The sequence below is a fragment of the Streptomyces hamibioticus genome (assembly GCF_047946815.1).
Taxonomy (GTDB): Bacteria; Actinomycetota; Actinomycetes; order Streptomycetales; family Streptomycetaceae; genus Streptomyces.
Genome location: NZ_JBKKQY010000001.1, coordinates 2,063,368 through 2,078,247 on the forward strand (window position 1 = coordinate 2,063,368; position 14,880 = coordinate 2,078,247).

Annotated in this window: 13 protein-coding genes and 1 riboswitch; of the genes, 7 read left to right on the top strand and 6 right to left on the bottom strand. The window is 71.9% G+C overall.

Going from position 1 to position 14,880, the window contains the following annotated elements; all coding sequences use genetic code 11:
- Positions 1 to 51 precede the first annotated feature (51 nt).
- A complete protein-coding gene (locus tag ACLGIH_RS09085) occupies positions 52 to 1,500 on the bottom strand; it encodes a gamma-aminobutyraldehyde dehydrogenase (protein ID WP_416524725.1) in 1,449 nt (482 codons plus the stop codon).
- A 165-nt stretch (positions 1,501 to 1,665) separates the two neighbouring features.
- Here ACLGIH_RS09085 and ACLGIH_RS09090 point away from each other — a divergent pair, with 165 nt between their 5' ends.
- The 7 genes from ACLGIH_RS09090 (at position 1,666) to ACLGIH_RS09120 (ending at position 8,586) form a co-directional block, all read left to right on the top strand.
- Positions 1,666 to 2,184: an Lrp/AsnC family transcriptional regulator gene (locus ACLGIH_RS09090; protein WP_416524726.1), complete on the top strand. Its 519-nt coding sequence runs from the start codon at positions 1,666 to 1,668 to the stop codon at positions 2,182 to 2,184.
- Between the two features lie 2 nt (positions 2,185 to 2,186).
- The gene (locus tag ACLGIH_RS09095) at positions 2,187 to 3,560 is read left to right on the top strand and encodes an aspartate aminotransferase family protein (protein WP_416524727.1); all 1,374 of its coding nucleotides are present in this window, start codon (positions 2,187 to 2,189) and stop codon (positions 3,558 to 3,560) included.
- Between the two features lie 207 nt (positions 3,561 to 3,767).
- Positions 3,768 to 4,535 (top strand): ABC transporter ATP-binding protein, encoded by a 768-nt coding sequence (locus ACLGIH_RS09100; protein ID WP_416524728.1) that lies wholly within the window; start codon positions 3,768 to 3,770, stop codon positions 4,533 to 4,535.
- Positions 4,517 to 5,953: a hypothetical protein gene (locus tag ACLGIH_RS09105; protein ID WP_416524729.1), complete on the top strand. Its 1,437-nt coding sequence runs from the start codon at positions 4,517 to 4,519 to the stop codon at positions 5,951 to 5,953. Before ACLGIH_RS09100 ends, ACLGIH_RS09105 begins: the two co-directional genes overlap by 19 nt.
- 133 nt (positions 5,954 to 6,086) lie before the next feature.
- On the top strand, positions 6,087 to 6,494 hold the full coding sequence (locus tag ACLGIH_RS09110; protein WP_416524730.1) for a VOC family protein: 408 nt from the start codon (positions 6,087 to 6,089) through the stop codon (positions 6,492 to 6,494).
- Positions 6,495 to 6,517: 23 nt separating this feature from the next.
- Complete coding sequence (locus ACLGIH_RS09115) at positions 6,518 to 7,642, top strand: LOG family protein (protein ID WP_416524731.1); 1,125 nt, start codon at positions 6,518 to 6,520, stop codon at positions 7,640 to 7,642.
- 206 nt (positions 7,643 to 7,848) lie between these two features.
- Positions 7,849 to 8,586, top strand: a complete 738-nt coding sequence (locus ACLGIH_RS09120) for an LAETG motif-containing sortase-dependent surface protein (RefSeq protein WP_416524732.1) — start codon at positions 7,849 to 7,851, stop codon at positions 8,584 to 8,586.
- Between the two features lie 64 nt (positions 8,587 to 8,650).
- Here the strand turns inward: ACLGIH_RS09120 and ACLGIH_RS09125 are convergent, their stop codons facing one another.
- The 5 genes from ACLGIH_RS09125 to rlmN all read right to left on the bottom strand — a co-directional run bounded on the left by ACLGIH_RS09125 (position 8,651) and on the right by rlmN (position 14,658).
- Positions 8,651 to 9,490, bottom strand: a complete 840-nt coding sequence (locus ACLGIH_RS09125) for a maleylpyruvate isomerase family mycothiol-dependent enzyme (RefSeq protein ID WP_416524733.1) — start codon at positions 9,488 to 9,490, stop codon at positions 8,651 to 8,653.
- 25 nt (positions 9,491 to 9,515) lie between these two features.
- Positions 9,516 to 10,544, bottom strand: coding sequence for an ABC transporter ATP-binding protein (locus tag ACLGIH_RS09130; protein ID WP_416529323.1), 1,029 nt, complete (start codon positions 10,542 to 10,544; stop codon positions 9,516 to 9,518).
- Positions 10,545 to 10,582: 38 nt separating this feature from the next.
- On the bottom strand, positions 10,583 to 12,184 hold the full coding sequence (locus ACLGIH_RS09135; protein ID WP_416524734.1) for an ABC transporter permease: 1,602 nt from the start codon (positions 12,182 to 12,184) through the stop codon (positions 10,583 to 10,585).
- A gap of 38 nt (positions 12,185 to 12,222) precedes the next feature.
- Complete coding sequence (locus ACLGIH_RS09140; protein WP_416529324.1) at positions 12,223 to 13,260, bottom strand: thiamine ABC transporter substrate-binding protein; 1,038 nt, start codon at positions 13,258 to 13,260, stop codon at positions 12,223 to 12,225.
- 126 nt (positions 13,261 to 13,386) lie between these two features.
- Positions 13,387 to 13,492, bottom strand: a riboswitch (TPP riboswitch).
- 59 nt (positions 13,493 to 13,551) lie between these two features.
- The gene (gene rlmN / locus ACLGIH_RS09145) at positions 13,552 to 14,658 is read right to left on the bottom strand and encodes a dual-specificity RNA methyltransferase RlmN (RefSeq protein ID WP_416524735.1); all 1,107 of its coding nucleotides are present in this window, start codon (positions 14,656 to 14,658) and stop codon (positions 13,552 to 13,554) included.
- Between the last annotated feature and the right edge of the window lie 222 nt (positions 14,659 to 14,880).

Sequence of the window (14,880 nt, forward strand, 5' to 3'; positions counted from 1 at the left end):
ACGGATCACCCGCGGCCGCGCGCAGTCCCCCGCCCTCGCGGCGGTCCGCCGTCACACGTCCAGCGACGTCATCACGTGCTTGATCCGCGTGTAGTCGTCGAAGCCGTACGCCGACAGGTCCTTGCCGTAGCCGGACTTCTTGAAGCCGCCGTGCGGCATCTCGGCGACCAGCGGGATGTGGGTGTTGATCCACACGCAGCCGAAGTCGAGCTTCTTGGACATCCGCATGGCGCGGCCGTGGTCCTTGGTCCACACCGAGGAGGCCAGCGCGTACTCCACGCCGTTGGCCCACTCCACCGCCTGGTCCTCGTCGCGGAAGGACTGGACGGTGATGACCGGGCCGAAGACCTCCTGCTGGATGATCTCGTCGTCCTGCTTCAGGCCCGAGACGACGGTCGGGGCGTAGAAGTATCCCTTGTCGCCGACCTGCTGGCCGCCGGCCTCCACCTTGGCGTGGGCGGGCAGCCGCTCGATGAAGCCGGCGACCTGCTTGAGCTGGTTGGGGTTGTTCAGCGGGCCGTAGAGCACGTCCTCGTCGTCCGGCTGGCCGGTCTTGGTCTCGGACGCGGCCTTGGCGAGCGCGGAGACGAACTCGTCGTGGATCGACTCGTGGACCAGCACGCGCGTGGCCGCCGTGCAGTCCTGGCCGGCGTTGAAGAAGCCCGCCACCGAGATGTCCTCGACGGCCTTGGGGATGTCGGTGTCCTCGAAGACCACGACGGGGGCCTTGCCGCCCAGCTCCAGGTGGACCCGCTTGAGGTCCTTCGACGCCGACTCGGCGACCGACATGCCGGCCCGCACGGAGCCGGTGATGGAGGCCATCGCCGGGATCGGGTGCTCGACCATCAGGCGGCCGGTGTCACGGTCGCCGCAGATGACGTTGAAGACGCCCTTGGGCAGGATGGAGCCGATGATGTCGGCCATCAGCACCGTGGAGGCGGGGGTGGTGTCCGACGGCTTCAGGACGACCGTGTTGCCCGCCGCCAGCGCCGGCGCGAACTTCCACACGGCCATCATCATCGGGTAGTTCCACGGCGCGACCTGCGCGCAGACGCCGATCGGCTCGCGGCGGATCATGGAGGTCAGGCCCTCCATGTACTCACCGGCGCTGCGCCCCTCCAGCATCCGGGCCGCGCCCGCGAAGAAGCGGATCTGGTCGACCATGGGCGGGATCTCTTCGGTGCGGGTGAGCCCGATGGGCTTGCCCGTGTTCTCCACCTCGGCCGCGATCAGTTCCTCGGCGCGCTCCTCGAACGCGTCCGCGATCTTCAGCAGAGCCTTCTGCCGCTCGGCCGGAGTCGTGTCACGCCAGGCCGGGAAGGCCGCGGCGGCGGCCTCCATGGCGGCGTCCACGTCCGCCTGCCCGGACAGGGGCGCGGTCGCGTACGCCTCGCCCGTAGCGGGATTGACCACCTCGGTGGTCCGTCCGTCGGCGGCGTCCCGGAACTCACCGTCGACGTAGTTGCGGAGCTTGCGCAGCCGTCCCAGCTCGGTGCTCACTGCCGGCCCTCCAAGTTCGGGTGTCCAATCACTGAGACACCCACCCTAATCGGAGAACCGACGTTTTCAACACCCCCGATCGCCCGCTGATTGCGAAATCCGCAGGCTTCGACGACTGAAACAACGAATTTCATCGATCCGGGCTTGCGAAACTGTCGAGACGTCGTGCACAGTGAAGCCGTGGCCAGTCGAAGCGCAGACCCCAGGGACTCCCGCGAGTCCAGGAACGGCAGCAGTCCCCAGCTGGACGCCGTTTCCCTCGCCATCATCGAGCAGCTCCAGGAGGACGGCCGCCGGCCGTACGCCGCCATCGGCAAGGCCGTCGGCCTCTCCGAGGCGGCCGTGCGCCAGCGCGTCCAGAAGCTGCTCGACCAGGGCGTGATGCAGATCGTCGCCGTCACGGACCCGCTGACCGTGGGCTTCCGCCGGCAGGCGATGGTCGGGATCAACGTCGAGGGCGACGTGGAGTCCGTCGCCGACGCGCTGACCGCCATGCCCGAATGCGAGTACGTGGTGATGACCGCAGGCTCCTTCGACCTGATGGTGGAGATCGTCTGCGAGGACGACGACCACCTCCTGGACGTCATCAACAAACGCATCCGGGCCGTTCCCGGAGTGCGCTCCACCGAGAGCTTCGTCTACCTCAAGCTCAAGAAGCAGACCTATATGTGGGGAACTCGATAACCGTGAGCACCGCCAGCCAGAAGGACCTCAGCAAGTCCGCGTACGACCACCTGTGGATGCACTTCACCCGCATGTCCTCGTACGAGAACTCCCCCGTCCCCACGATCGTCCGGGGCGAGGGCACCTACATCTACGACGACAAGGGCAAGCGCTACCTCGACGGTCTCGCCGGCCTGTTCGTGGTCCAGGCCGGCCACGGCCGGAGCGAGCTGGCCGAGACCGCCGCCAAGCAGGCGCAGGAGCTGGCGTTCTTCCCGGTGTGGTCCTACGCCCACCCCAAGGCCGTCGAGCTGGCCGAGCGTCTGGCCCACCACGCGCCCGGCGACCTGAACAAGGTCTTCTTCACCACCGGCGGCGGCGAGGCGGTCGAGACCGCCTGGAAGCTCGCCAAGCAGTACTTCAAGCTGGTCGGCAAGCCCACCAAGCACAAGGTGATCTCCCGCGCGGTGGCCTACCACGGCACCCCGCAGGGCGCCCTGTCCATCACCGGCCTGCCGGCCCTGAAGGCGCCCTTCGAGCCGCTCGTCCCCGGCGCGCACAAGGTGCCGAACACCAACATCTACCGCGCCCCGATCCACGGCGACGACCCCGAGGCCTTCGGCCGCTGGGCCGCCGACCAGATCGAGCAGCAGATCCTCTTCGAGGGCCCCGAGACCGTCGCGGCCGTCTTCCTGGAGCCGGTGCAGAACGCGGGCGGCTGTTTCCCGCCCCCGCCCGGCTACTTCCGGCGGGTGCGCGAGATCTGCGACCAGTACGACGTGCTGCTCGTCTCGGACGAGGTCATCTGCGCCTTCGGCCGCCTCGGCACGATCTTCGCCTGTGACAAGTTCGGTTACGTCCCGGACATGATCACCTGCGCCAAGGGCATGACCTCGGGCTACTCCCCGATCGGCGCCTGCATCGTCTCCGACCGCCTGGCCGAGCCGTTCTACAAGGGCGACAACACCTTCCTGCACGGCTACACCTTCGGCGGCCACCCGGTCTCCGCCGCCGTGGGCCTGGCCAACCTCGACCTGTTCGAGCGCGAGGGCCTCACCCAGCACGTGCTGGACAGCGAGGGCGCCTTCCGCGCCACCCTGGAGAAGCTCCTCGACCTGCCGATCGTCGGCGACGTCCGCGGCAACGGCTTCTTCTACGGCATCGAGCTGGTCAAGGACAAGACCACCAAGGAGTCCTTCACCGACGAGGAGACCGAGCGCGTCCTGTACGGCTTCCTCTCCAAGAAGCTCTACGACAACGGGCTGTACTGCCGGGCCGACGACCGCGGCGACCCGGTCATCCAGCTCGCCCCGCCGCTGATCTCCAACCAGGAGACCTTCGACGAGATCGAGCAGATCCTGCGCGCGACGCTGACGGAGGCGTGGACCAAGCTCTGATCAGCTCTCGTGATCTTCGTCAAGGAAGATCATCCACGGCCCCGGCGCCGTCCGTTCGAGTGAGAAACGGCGGCCCGGGGCCGCGTGCTGTCCGGCCTCCCGGCCGCTCCTGCCTAGCGTGCCCTGTGACCGATCGGCCCTGCCTTCGTTCCCCCGGACGGGGGACAGAACCCAGGGAACAACGGATCAGAACCGAGGTGTACGCCCATGGTGGCCCCGCCGGACAACGACGTGCTCTGGGCACGCGCCCTGCACTTCCAGCACAACGACGGCTCCCCTGCGCTCCAGGGCGTCTCGCTCGGCGTGCGCGAGCGCGAGATCCTCGCCGTGAGCGGGCCGCGCGGCAGCGGCAAGACGGCGCTGCTCGGCTGTCTGTCCGGACTGCTCAGGCCGCAGAGCGGCGAGATCTGGTTCAACAGCGTGCCGGTGCACACCATGGGCCCGATCGGCCGGGAGCGGCTGCGCCGGGACCGCTTCGGCTGGATCGACCCGGCCCCGGTCCTCGTCCCCGAGCTCAACGCCTGGGAGAACGCCGCCCTCCCTCTGATGCTGCGCGGCACCGCCCGGCGCCGCGCCAAGAAGGCCGCCCTGGAGTGGCTGGACCGCCTCGACATCGGCCAGGGGGCCCGGCGGCGCCCGCACGAACTCCAGCAGGCCGAACGCCAGCGGGTCTGCATCGCCCGTGCGCTCGCCGTCGCGCCCGCGGTGCTGTTCGCCGACGAGCCGACGGCGCCCCTGCACCGCGCCGACCGCGCCCATGTGCTGCGCACGCTCACCACGGCGGCCCGCTCGCACGGCATCACGGTGGTCCTCGCCACGCACGACGCGGAGACGGCTGCCCTGGCGGACCGCACGGTGGCGCTGCTGGACGGACGCCGGGTGAAGACCGTGCACCTTCCCCCGGTCCCGGAAACCACGACGGCCTCCGGGGCCGCCGGCACGGAAGGCCGGGCCGCGTGCTCGCTCTCCGCCTGACCCGCGGCGCCCGGCTCGCCGTCCAGCTGCGCCGCCTGCTGGTCGCGGCGGCCTCGGCGGGCACCGGCTTCCTGCTGCTGAGCGCCCTCGGTCACGCGATGAGCCACCCGGAGGCGCCGGGCGGCTCGGCCCTCCGGCTCGCCTGGTGCGCGGCCCCCCTCGCCGCGACCGTGTACTTCGCCGTCGCCGTGGCCCGCACCGACCCGGGCACCCGCCCCCGCCCCGGCCTGTCGGCCATCGGCCTCGGCCCCGGCCGGCTGATGGCCGTCGCGGCGACCACCACGGCGCTGTCCTGCACGCTGGGCTCGATGCTGGCGCTGCTGGTCTTCCTCCATCTGCGCGGCGACCTGACGGGCATGCCCTTCGACGGCGCCGCCACCGACGCGCTGGCCCCCGGGCAGCCGCTCCCCGTCCCGGCGGCGCTGACCCTGCTCGCCCTGGTCCCCCTGGCCGCGTCGGCGACGGTGGCCCTGCTGCTCCGCCCCCGCGAGACCCGTCCGGCACCGGCCGACACGGGCGCCCGGGGCCGCAGGTACGGCCGCTTCGGCGCGTACGGCCTGGCGACCCGCGAGACGTTCGGCGCCTACGGCCGCTACGGCCGCTTCGCCACCGCCAGGCCGGCAGCGGCGGGCGGCCAGGAGGCGCAGCCGGCGGGCGCCCTGGTCACCGGGGCGGCCCGGCCCGCGGGCGGTCGTCCCACTGGGGGCGCCCCCTCCGAGGCAGGCGCCCCGCCGGCTCCGGAGAGCGACCCGACCCCCGCGGCCCCGACGGACGGCACCCTCCACACGCCGGAGGACCTCCTCGGCCGCCCCGACCGCCCCGGCCCCACCGGTAACACCGCCACCCTCCCCTGGGGCATCACCGTCCTCGCCGCGGGCCTCGCCGTGGAGACGTACGCCGCCCGCACCGCCACCGGCACCGGCGCCCCCGCCGCCGGCGTCCTCGTCGGCTGGGCCCTGACCGCCCTCGGCCTCGCCCTGGCCGGCCCCGGCCTCACCCACCTGTGCGGCCGGCTCCTCCAGGCCGCCCGCCCCGGCGCCCTGCGCCTGCTGGCCGGCCGCGTGCTCATGGAGGAGGCGGACCGCGTCGGCCGCCCCCTCGGGGTCGTCTGCGCGGTCGCCTCGGCGGCGTACGCGGCGGCGAGGGTGTACCCCACGGACGACCGAGCGGCGTTCGGCCCGCTCAGCACCCTCGGAGCACTGGTCGTGGCGGGCTGCGCCGTGGCCACGCTGCTCACCGCCGCCGTGGAGGCCAAGCAGGCCCGCGCCGACACCACGGCCGCACTGCTCCGCCTCGGGGCGCCGGCCGGGATGCTGCGCGGCGCCGCCGCCGTGCGCGCCGGCGCGCTGCTGGCCCTGTTCGGACCGCTGACCCTGGTCGTCGCCGAGCTGGCGGCGCTGCCGCTGAGCGGCTCGTGAAAATTCCCTCGAAAAACTTCCGCCCCGCCGATGAGTTCCGATCGGACCCCCGGTCTACCCCTTCGAACGGCACGACACCGTAGGAACATCGGTGACACAGCGCCGATGGCGACACTGATAGGGAGAGGCCCGGATGTACCAGCAGATGATCTTCGTGAACCTGCCCGTGAACGACATCGACGCGTCCAAGAAGTTCTTCACTGAACTCGGCTACACGATCAACCCCCAGTTCAGCGACGACTCCACGGCCTCGGTCGTGATCAGCGACACCATCGTGGCGATGCTGCTGTCCAGGCAGAAGTACGCCGAGTTCACGAAGAAGGAGATCGTGGACGCGACCAAGTCCAGCGAGGTGCTGATCGCGCTGAGCGCCGAGAGCCGCGAGAAGGTCGACGAGCTGGTGGACAAGGCCATCGCGGCCGGCGGCTCGGCCACCGGCGAGACCCAGGACCACGGCTTCATGTACGGCCGCGCCTTCGACGACCTCGACGGCCACACCTGGGAGGTCGTGTGGATGGACCCGGCGGCCGTCCAGGGCTGACGGGCACTGCCTAGCATGGGCGGGTGGACACGTCACCCGCCCAGCCGTTTCACGCCGCCCACGACCGGGAGATCGAGACCCTCTCCGAGTTCGACGCGGTGGTCGCCGAGCGCGGCACCCTCGCCCACCACCGCGTACAGGCCGTCGATCTGACGTCCCGTACCGAAGCCCTGACCTCCGTCGACGTCACGGGCGCCGTCTTCCTCGGCTGCCCGATGGAGACCGCGGCGGCCACCGCCGTGCGCACCGCCGGGGCCCTGGTCTTCCCGCCGGTCCCGGGCCTGCCCTTCGACCCGTACCGCGCCCACGTCTACTCCCCCGGCGGCCTGTACACCGGGCTCGACGAGGGCTACGACGCGACACCGGACGCCCGTGCCTACGCCTGGTTCCAGCGGACGAAGGCGGACGGCGACGTATTCGCCTCCATGCTGCGTGCCGTCCACGACGACGCCGTCTCCGACGCGATCGACGAACTCCTCGCCGGCGCCCGGGTGGTGGGCGTCATGGGCGGCCATGCCATGGCCCGCGGCACCGAGCCCTACGCGGGCGCCGCGCGCCTGGGCCGGGAGCTGACCCGCGCCGGCTTCACGGTGGCCACCGGCGGCGGGCCGGGCGCGATGGAGGCGGCCAACCTCGGCGCCTACGCCGCCCCGTTCGACGACGGCATGCTGGACGATGCCCTGCTGCTCCTCGCCAAGGCGCCCTCCTACGTGCCGTCGGTCACCGACTGGGCGCGTGCCGCGTTCGAGGTGCGGGAGCGCTGGCCGGACGGCGGCGCCTCGGTCGGCATCCCGACCTGGTTCTACGGCCACGAGCCGCCGAACGCCTTCGCCGCGCACATCGCCAAGTACTTCTCCAACGCCACCCGCGAGGACGGCCTGCTGGCCCGCTGCACCGCGGGCGTGGTGTTCCTGCCGGGCGCCGCCGGCACCGTACAGGAGGTCTTCGACAGCGCGACGCCGAACTACTACGAGTCGCGCGGCGAGCCCACCCCCATGGTGCTGGTGAACGAGGCGCACTGGACGGAGCGGCTGCCGGCCTGGCCACTGCTGCGGGCGCTGGCCCACGGGCGGTCGATGGAGTCCCGGATCGCCCTGGTCGACCGGATCGAGGACGCCCCGGCTGCGTTGAAACGTGTCGTCGGTTAATAAGACGGCAAAGCCAACGCCCTTGACCGGCATATGCGTTGACACTGCTTATGCAACGCTTATAGACCAGTGGGACTCCTGGGTGCTGATGCCGTGTCAGCAGACGACAGCGGCTCTCGGCAGTCGTCGGCAGTCATGGGCAGCTGTCAGCGGTGTCGGCGCCCTGTCCACCCCCCGCATCTCTGCGCATCCTGTAAAGGACCAACGTGGCAGTCCTGTCCATATTCAGCCGCACGGCGTCCCGCCGTGGCGTCCGCGCCCTCGGCGTCGCCTCCGCCTCGCTCGCCCTGGCGGTCGGCGCCGCGGGCAACGCGCTCGCCTGCGACATCAGCGAGTTCTCCGCCGCCGCCGTGTGCGACGGCACCAAGGGCGTCCTCACCGTCACCGACAAGGACCCCGCCGGCATCCCGGCGACCGTCAGCGTCTACCTGCAGAACAACGGCGCCGACGCCAAGAAGGTCGGCGAGCAGGTGGTCAAGGGCTCGCGCGAGGGTGTCACCATCACCTTCGCCGAGGACTGGAAGCCGAACGCCGAGTACCGCATCCACGTCAAGGCCGCGGGCTACGTCGACGAGGACATCAAGCCGAACCTCGTCACCCCGGCGACCGCCTGCGCGAAGGAGGACAAGCCGACCCCGACGCCCACGCCGACGCCGACGCCGTCGGAGAGCTCCTCGTCCCCGGCCGAGGAGTCCGAGGCCCCGGTCCCGTCCCCGTCGAGCCCGTCGACCCCGTCGGCCCCGGCGGCGTCGGAGAGCGAGAGCACGGCTCCCGCGGGCACCGCGAGCAACGCCCCCTCGCCGGCCGGTGAGTCCCACCTCGCCGAGACCGGTGCGGATTCCAACACCGGCCTGATCGCCGGCATCGCGGCCGCCCTGGTCGCGGTCGGCGGCGGCGCGGTCTTCCTCGGCATGCGCCGCCGCGGGACCAACGGCAACCGCTGACCCCGCACGCACGGCACCCTGACGGCCCGTCCCCGGTGCGGGGCGGGCCATCGCCGTCCCACCCTCACTCGAAGGTCGCCCGCTCCAGCCAGAACTCCAGCAGCTTCCGGTCACCGAGCACCTCGAGGTCCGGACTGTCCAGCGGTATCCGCCGGTAGAAGGCGAGCAGCACCGAGGTGAGCGGCCCGCGCAGCGCGACGGTCGCCTTCTCGTGACCCCGGCGCCAGGTGACGCCGTCCTCGGCCAACTCGACGAGCCTCCCCCACCCTTCGGGCGGGGGGAACCCCATCTCGCTACGCTCGGCGTTCAGCTCGGGCGGGGTGTCGGTGGCGTGCAGATGGATCGACCGGCCGGGCAGGCGCAGCTCCCGCGCCGGCGAGTCGGGCAGCTCCCGCTGCAGGAGCCGCACGATCCACAGCCATTCGTCCACCGCGTCGGCTGCCACATCGGGCGGGACCGCCTCGAAGGGCCGGCCCGCGGCCAGGACCGCGTCCGCGTGGTGGACGACGAGTTCGTGCGTCATCCGACGGGCCCAGAAGCCGGAGGTGTCGACCCCGGACCACGTCCACACCCGCAGGTCCGGCCCGGCCTCCCGCAGCGCGGCCACGACCGCCTCGCCGGACTCCGTCAGCCAGGTCTCCAGCGCGGCGGCGTCACCGCGCGCCTCGGGCCCCTCGCTCCCCGGCACCCGCTCGATGGGGACCTCCTCCTGGGCCCGGGTGCGGACGATCCATTCCACCCAGCGCAGGGCCTGCCCCGTATGCCGGACCAGCTCCTCCAGGGTCCAGTCCGGGCAGGTCGGCACGGTGGCGGACAGGTCGGCACCGGAGGCCAGCACCGACCTGAACTTCCCCGTCTGCCGGGTGATTTCGTCGCAGTAGCGGTCGTGTGCGAGGACTGTCATGCCGCTCACCCTACGAGCGGAGTGCTCACCCGAGCACCACGATTTCCGCCACGTCGAACTCCACCCCGACCCGGTCCCCGACCTCGGGCGCGGCCCGCAGCGCGCATGCCGCCTCCAGCCGGGGCGCGTCCCGCGGCTGGAGGCGCACGGCGACATGGGTGCCCCGGAAGGTTCGGGCGGCGACCGTGCAGGGCAGGCCCGCGTCGGCGGCGACGAGCCGGACCCCGGCGGGACGCACGAGCACCGTCCGGGTGCCCTGCGGGGAGTCCTCCGGCACCGGCAGCTTGCCCCAGGGGGTGTCCGCGGCCTGCCCGGCGACGGCCGCCTCGACCACGTTGTCGAAGCCGAGGAACCGCGCCACGAAGGCGTCGGCCGGTCGCTGCCAGACCTCGAGGGGCGTGCCGGACTGGGCGATCCGCCCGTCCCGCATCACCACGACCCGGTCGGCCAGCGCGAAGGCCTCGCCCTGGTCGTGGGTCACGGCCAGCACGGTGGTGCCCAGCCGGCCGAACAGCTCCCGCAGTTCGACGACCAGCCGTTCGCGCAGCGAGCGGTCGAGCTGGCCGAGCGGCTCGTCCAGCATCAGCAGCCGGGGCCGGGGCGCGAGGGCACGGGCCAGCGCCACCCGCTGCTGCTCCCCGCCGGAGAGCCCGGCGACGGCCCGGCGGGCGGCGTCCGGCAGCCCCACCAGCTCCAGCAGCTCGCCCACCCGGCGCCGCTGTTCGGCACGGGAGGCACCGCGCATCCGGGGGCCGAAGGCGACGTTCCCGGTCACGTCGCGCTGCGGGAAGAGCTGGTGGTCCTGGAACATCAGCCCGACCTCGCGCCGGTGCGCGGGCACGCCCGTCTGGTCCCGGCCGTCGAGCAGCACCCGCCCGGCGTCCAGCGGCTGGAGCCCGGCCACCGCCCGCAGCAGCGTGGACTTGCCGCTGCCGCTGGGCCCCAGCACGCACACGACCTCGTGCTCGGCGACGCCGAGGTCGACGGCGTCCAGCACCGCCCGCCCGCCGAAGCGGACGGTGGCGCCCTCGAGGCCGAGCAGGCTCGGCCGCATGTCCGGCCGCTCGTCCGGCAGCGCGTCTGGCCGCATGTCTAGAACTCCCCGCTCCGGTCGGTCCGCAGCCGCTCCAGGACGAGCAGCGCCACGGCGCACACCAGCATCAGAATCGTCGAAAGGGCCATCGCCTGGCCGTAGTTCAGGTCTCCGGGACGGCCCAGCAGCCGCGCCACGGCGACCGGCAGCGTCGGGTTGTCGGGCCGCGCGATGAACACGGTCGCCCCGAATTCACCGAGCGAGACGGCGAACGCGAACCCGGCGGCGATCAGCAGCGCCCGCCGCACCAGCGGCAGGTCGACCTCCCGCCAGACCCGCCAGGGCGACGCCCCCAGCACGGCCGCCGCCTCCCGCAGCCGGACGTCCACCGCCCGCAGCACCGGCAGCATGGTCCGCACCACGAACGGGACACCGACCAGTGCCTGCGCGAGCGGCACCAGGATCCAGGAGGACCGCAGGTCCAGCGGCGGCTCGTCGAGGGCGATCAGGAACCCGAAGCCGACCGTCACCGCGGACACCCCGAGCGGCAGCATCAGCAGCGCGTCGAAGCCGCGCACCAGGCGGCCGGCGTCCCGGCGGGCCAGCGCGGCGGCGGCCAGCGAGCCGACCGCCACGGCGATGGCGGTGGCGGCGACGGCGTACTGGAGCGAGTTGCCGACCGCCTCGATCGGCGGCACCAGGAAGGCGCCGCCGTCCTCACGGGTCAGCGCCCGGTAGTAGCCGAGGCCGGGCGCGGCCAGGGACCGCTCGACCAGTACCGCGAGCGGCAGCAGGAGCAGCAGGGCGACGGTGACCAGGACCCCGGCCAGCAGCGCCCACTGCCCGCTCCCGCGCGGCCGGCGGGCGGCGACGGCCGCGTCCACCAGCTTCAGGGCGCTCTCCCGCCGCCGTACGGTCCAGGCGTGCACGGCGAGGATCGCGGCGACCGCGGCGAACTGGATCAGAGTCAGCACGGCGGCCGTGGACAGGTCGAAGATCTGCGAGGTCTGCCGGTAGATCTCCACTTCCAGGGTGGCGAAGGTGGGCCCGCCGAGGATCTGGACGATGCCGAAGGAGGTGAAGGTGAACAGGAACACCATCAGCGCGGCGGCCGCCACGGCGGGCGCCAGCGCGGGCAGCGTGACCCTCCGCCAGGCCCGCAGCGGAGACGCGCCCAGCATCCGGGCCGCATCCTCCTGCCGGGGGTCGAGCTGCGACCACAGGCCGCCGACGGTGCGGACGACGACGGCGTAGTTGAAGAAGACGTGCGCCAGCAGGATGGCCCACACGGTGGTGTCCAGCCGCAGGCCCCACAGGTCGTCGAGGAGTCCGCCGCGCCCGACCAGCGCCAGGAAGGCCGTACCGACGACGACCGTCGGCAGCACGAACGGCACGGTGACCATGGCCCGCAGCACCTGCTTGCCGGGGAAGTCCAGGCGGGCGAAGACGTAGGCGCCGGGCAGGGCGATCAGCAGGGTCAGCGCGGTGGAGGCCAGGGCCTGCCAGGTGGTGAACCACAGCACGTCCCGGATGCCGGGCCGGGTCAGCACCTCGCCGATCCGGCCGAGGTGCCAGAGGCCGTCGGCCCTGAGGCCGCGCGCGACGATCGCGGCGACCGGGTAGGCGAAGAAGACCGCGAAGAACGCGACGGGCCCGGCCATGAGGGCGAGCCGCGCCGCGTTCCCCCCGCGGCGGGTGACTACTTCAGTACGAGCGACGTCCACGACTTGACCCACTCGTCACGGTGGTCGGCGATCCTCGCCGGGTCCATGGTCCGGGGTTCGTCGACGGCCGGCGCGAACTTCTTGAACTCGGCGGGCAGCTTCGCGTCGTCCAGCACCGGGTGGACGAACATGTTCAGCGGCAGGTCCTCCTGGAACTTCCGGCTGATCAGGAAGTCGATGAGCGCCTTGCCGCCCCCGGGGTTCTTCGCGTTGCTCAGCAGCCCGGCGAACTCGGTCTGCCGGAAGCAGGTGCCGGTCGCGACACCCGTGGGGGCGGTGTCCGGCTTGGGGTCGGCGTAGATCACCTCGACAGGCGGGGAGGAGGCGTAGGAGACGACGAGCGGGCGGTCGCCGCCGGCCTGCTTGCCGCCGGCCGAGCCGGAGAACTCCTCGTTGTAGGCCTGCTCCCAGCCGTCGACGACCTTCACACCGTTGGCCTCGAGCTTCTTCCAGTAGCCCTGCCAACCGTCGTCCCCGTACTCGGCCACCGTCCCGAGCAGGAAGCCGAGCCCCGGAGAGGAGGTGGCGGCGTTCTCGGTGACGAGCAGGTTCTTGTACTGCGGCTCGGTCAGGTCGTCGAGGGAGTCGGGCGGGGTCAGCTTGTGCTTGCTGAAGTACGCCTTGTCGTAGTTGACGCAGATGTCGCCGTAGTCGACGGGCGTGACCCGGTGCTTGCCGTCGATCTTGAAGGACGCGTCGATCCGGTCGAGGCCCTTGGCCTCGTACGGCTGGAACAGGCCGTTGTCCAGGGCCCGCGAGAGCAGTGTGTTGTCGACGCCGAAGAAGACGTCGCCCTGGGGGTTGTCCTTGGTCAGGATCGCCTTGTTGACGGCCTGCCCGGCGTCGCCGTCCTCCAGGACCCGGACCTTGTAGCCGGAGGCCTTCTCGAAGTCGGCGATTACGTCCTTCGACGCGGCCCACGAGTCGTGGCTGACGAGGGTCACGGTCTTGGTGTCGCCGGATGCCTGCCCGCCGTCCTCGGACGAACCGCACGCGGCGAGGCCGCCGGCCATGCCGAATGCGGCGACCGCCGCGGCGACGCGCCTGGTGGTGTTGCTCACTGATTCCTCCTGGGTGACCAGGAGAAGACGCGGCCCTGCCCGGAAGCCCCTGGTGGAGTTCCGGGCAGGGCGCAACAGCTCGAGTGATGACCGATCTCCCTACCCAGAATGACCTGGGCCAGGTTCGGAGGGTCTGCGGCCGGTGCCGCACTCTCAGCGCTGTGGCGCTCCCCTGTCGGAATTGCGTGGGATATGACGATGTCAGCAGTATGAAGTTGTGAAGGTGTTCTTACGACGGTCAGATTACCGCTCGCTCGCGGCGAGCTGACCACACGCCCCGTCGATCTCCTGGCCACGGGTGTCCCGGATCGTCACCGGCACACCATGGGCGGCGATGGCCTCGACGAACGCCTTTTCGTCCTCGGGGCGCGAGGCGGTCCACTTGGAGCCGGGCGTGGGGTTGAGCGGGATCAGGTTGACGTGCACCGGCCTGCCCTTGAGCAGCCGCCCGAGCCGGTCACCCCGCCAGGCCTGGTCGTTGATGTCCCGGATCAGCGCGTACTCGATGGACAGCCGCCGGCCGGACCTGGCGCTGTACTCGAAACCGGCGTCCAGCACCTCCCGGACCTTCCACCGGGTGTTCACCGGGACGAGGGTGTCGCGCAGCTCGTCGTCGGGCGCGTGCAGCGAGATGGCCAGACGGCACTTGAAGCCCTCGTCGGCGAACCGGTGGATGGCCGGGACCAGGCCGACCGTCGACACCGTGATGCCGCGCTGGGACAGCCCGACGCCGTCGGGCTCGGGGTCGGTGAGCCGGCGGATGGCGCCGACGACGCGGTTGTAGTTGGCGAGCGGCTCGCCCATGCCCATGAACACGATGTTGCTCAGCCGCGCCGGACCGCCGGGGACCTCCCCGTCCCTGAGCGCCCGCATGCCGTCGACGATCTGGTGCACGATCTCGGCGGTGGACAGGTTGCGGTCCAGGCCCGCCTGCCCGGTGGCGCAGAACGGGCAGTTCATCCCGCAGCCGGCCTGCGAACTGATGCACATGGTCACCCGGTCCGGGTAGCGCATCAGCACGGACTCGACGAGCGTGCCGTCGAACAGCTTCCACAGCGTCTTGCGGGTGGTGCCCTGGTCGGTCGACAGATGCCGGACGACCGTCATCAGATCCGGAAGCAGCGCCTCCTGGAGCCGGGACCGGGAACCGGACGGGATGTCCGTCCACTGCTCCGGGTCGTGCGCGTACCGCGCGAAGTAGTGCTGCGAGAGCTGCTTGGCACGAAACGGCTTCTCACCGACAGCGGCGACCGCCTCCTTGCGCTCGGCGGGCGTGAGGTCGGCGAGATGCCGCGGCGGCTTCTTGGCTCCGCGCGGGGCGACGAAAGTGAGTTCTCCGGGCTTAGGCATGACTCAACCAGTGTCGCAGATCGATTCCGCGGCCCCGCCCGGTCGCCGGTGCCCGGAGGCGCGCATCACGGTGAGATGCTGTCCAGGAAGTCGAGGACGGTTCGCACGATCCGGTTCCTGCGCCGGTGCGCCGGGCCGCAGTACCGCAGCCTGCGCCAGCGTCGGCGTGGTTGCGGGACCGGCGTTCCGCGCCAGTCGCACGGCCACGTCCGGCTCCTCGGT

Excerpts from the sequence above, each read along its gene's own strand:
- ACLGIH_RS09135 (WP_416524734.1), bottom strand. The coding sequence starts at position 12,184 with ATGGCCGGGCCCGTCGCGTTCTTCGCGGTCTTCTTCGCCTACCCGGTC.
- ACLGIH_RS09100 (WP_416524728.1), top strand. The coding sequence starts at position 3,768 with ATGGTGGCCCCGCCGGACAACGACGTGCTCTGGGCACGCGCCCTGCAC.
- ACLGIH_RS09140 (WP_416529324.1), bottom strand. The coding sequence starts at position 13,260 with ATGGCCGGCGGCCTCGCCGCGTGCGGTTCGTCCGAGGACGGCGGGCAG.
- rlmN (WP_416524735.1), bottom strand. The coding sequence starts at position 14,658 with ATGCCTAAGCCCGGAGAACTCACTTTCGTCGCCCCGCGCGGAGCCAAG.
- ACLGIH_RS09110 (WP_416524730.1), top strand. The coding sequence starts at position 6,087 with ATGTACCAGCAGATGATCTTCGTGAACCTGCCCGTGAACGACATCGAC.
- ACLGIH_RS09130 (WP_416529323.1), bottom strand. The coding sequence starts at position 10,544 with ATGCGGCCGAGCCTGCTCGGCCTCGAGGGCGCCACCGTCCGCTTCGGC.
- ACLGIH_RS09125 (WP_416524733.1), bottom strand. The coding sequence starts at position 9,490 with ATGACAGTCCTCGCACACGACCGCTACTGCGACGAAATCACCCGGCAG.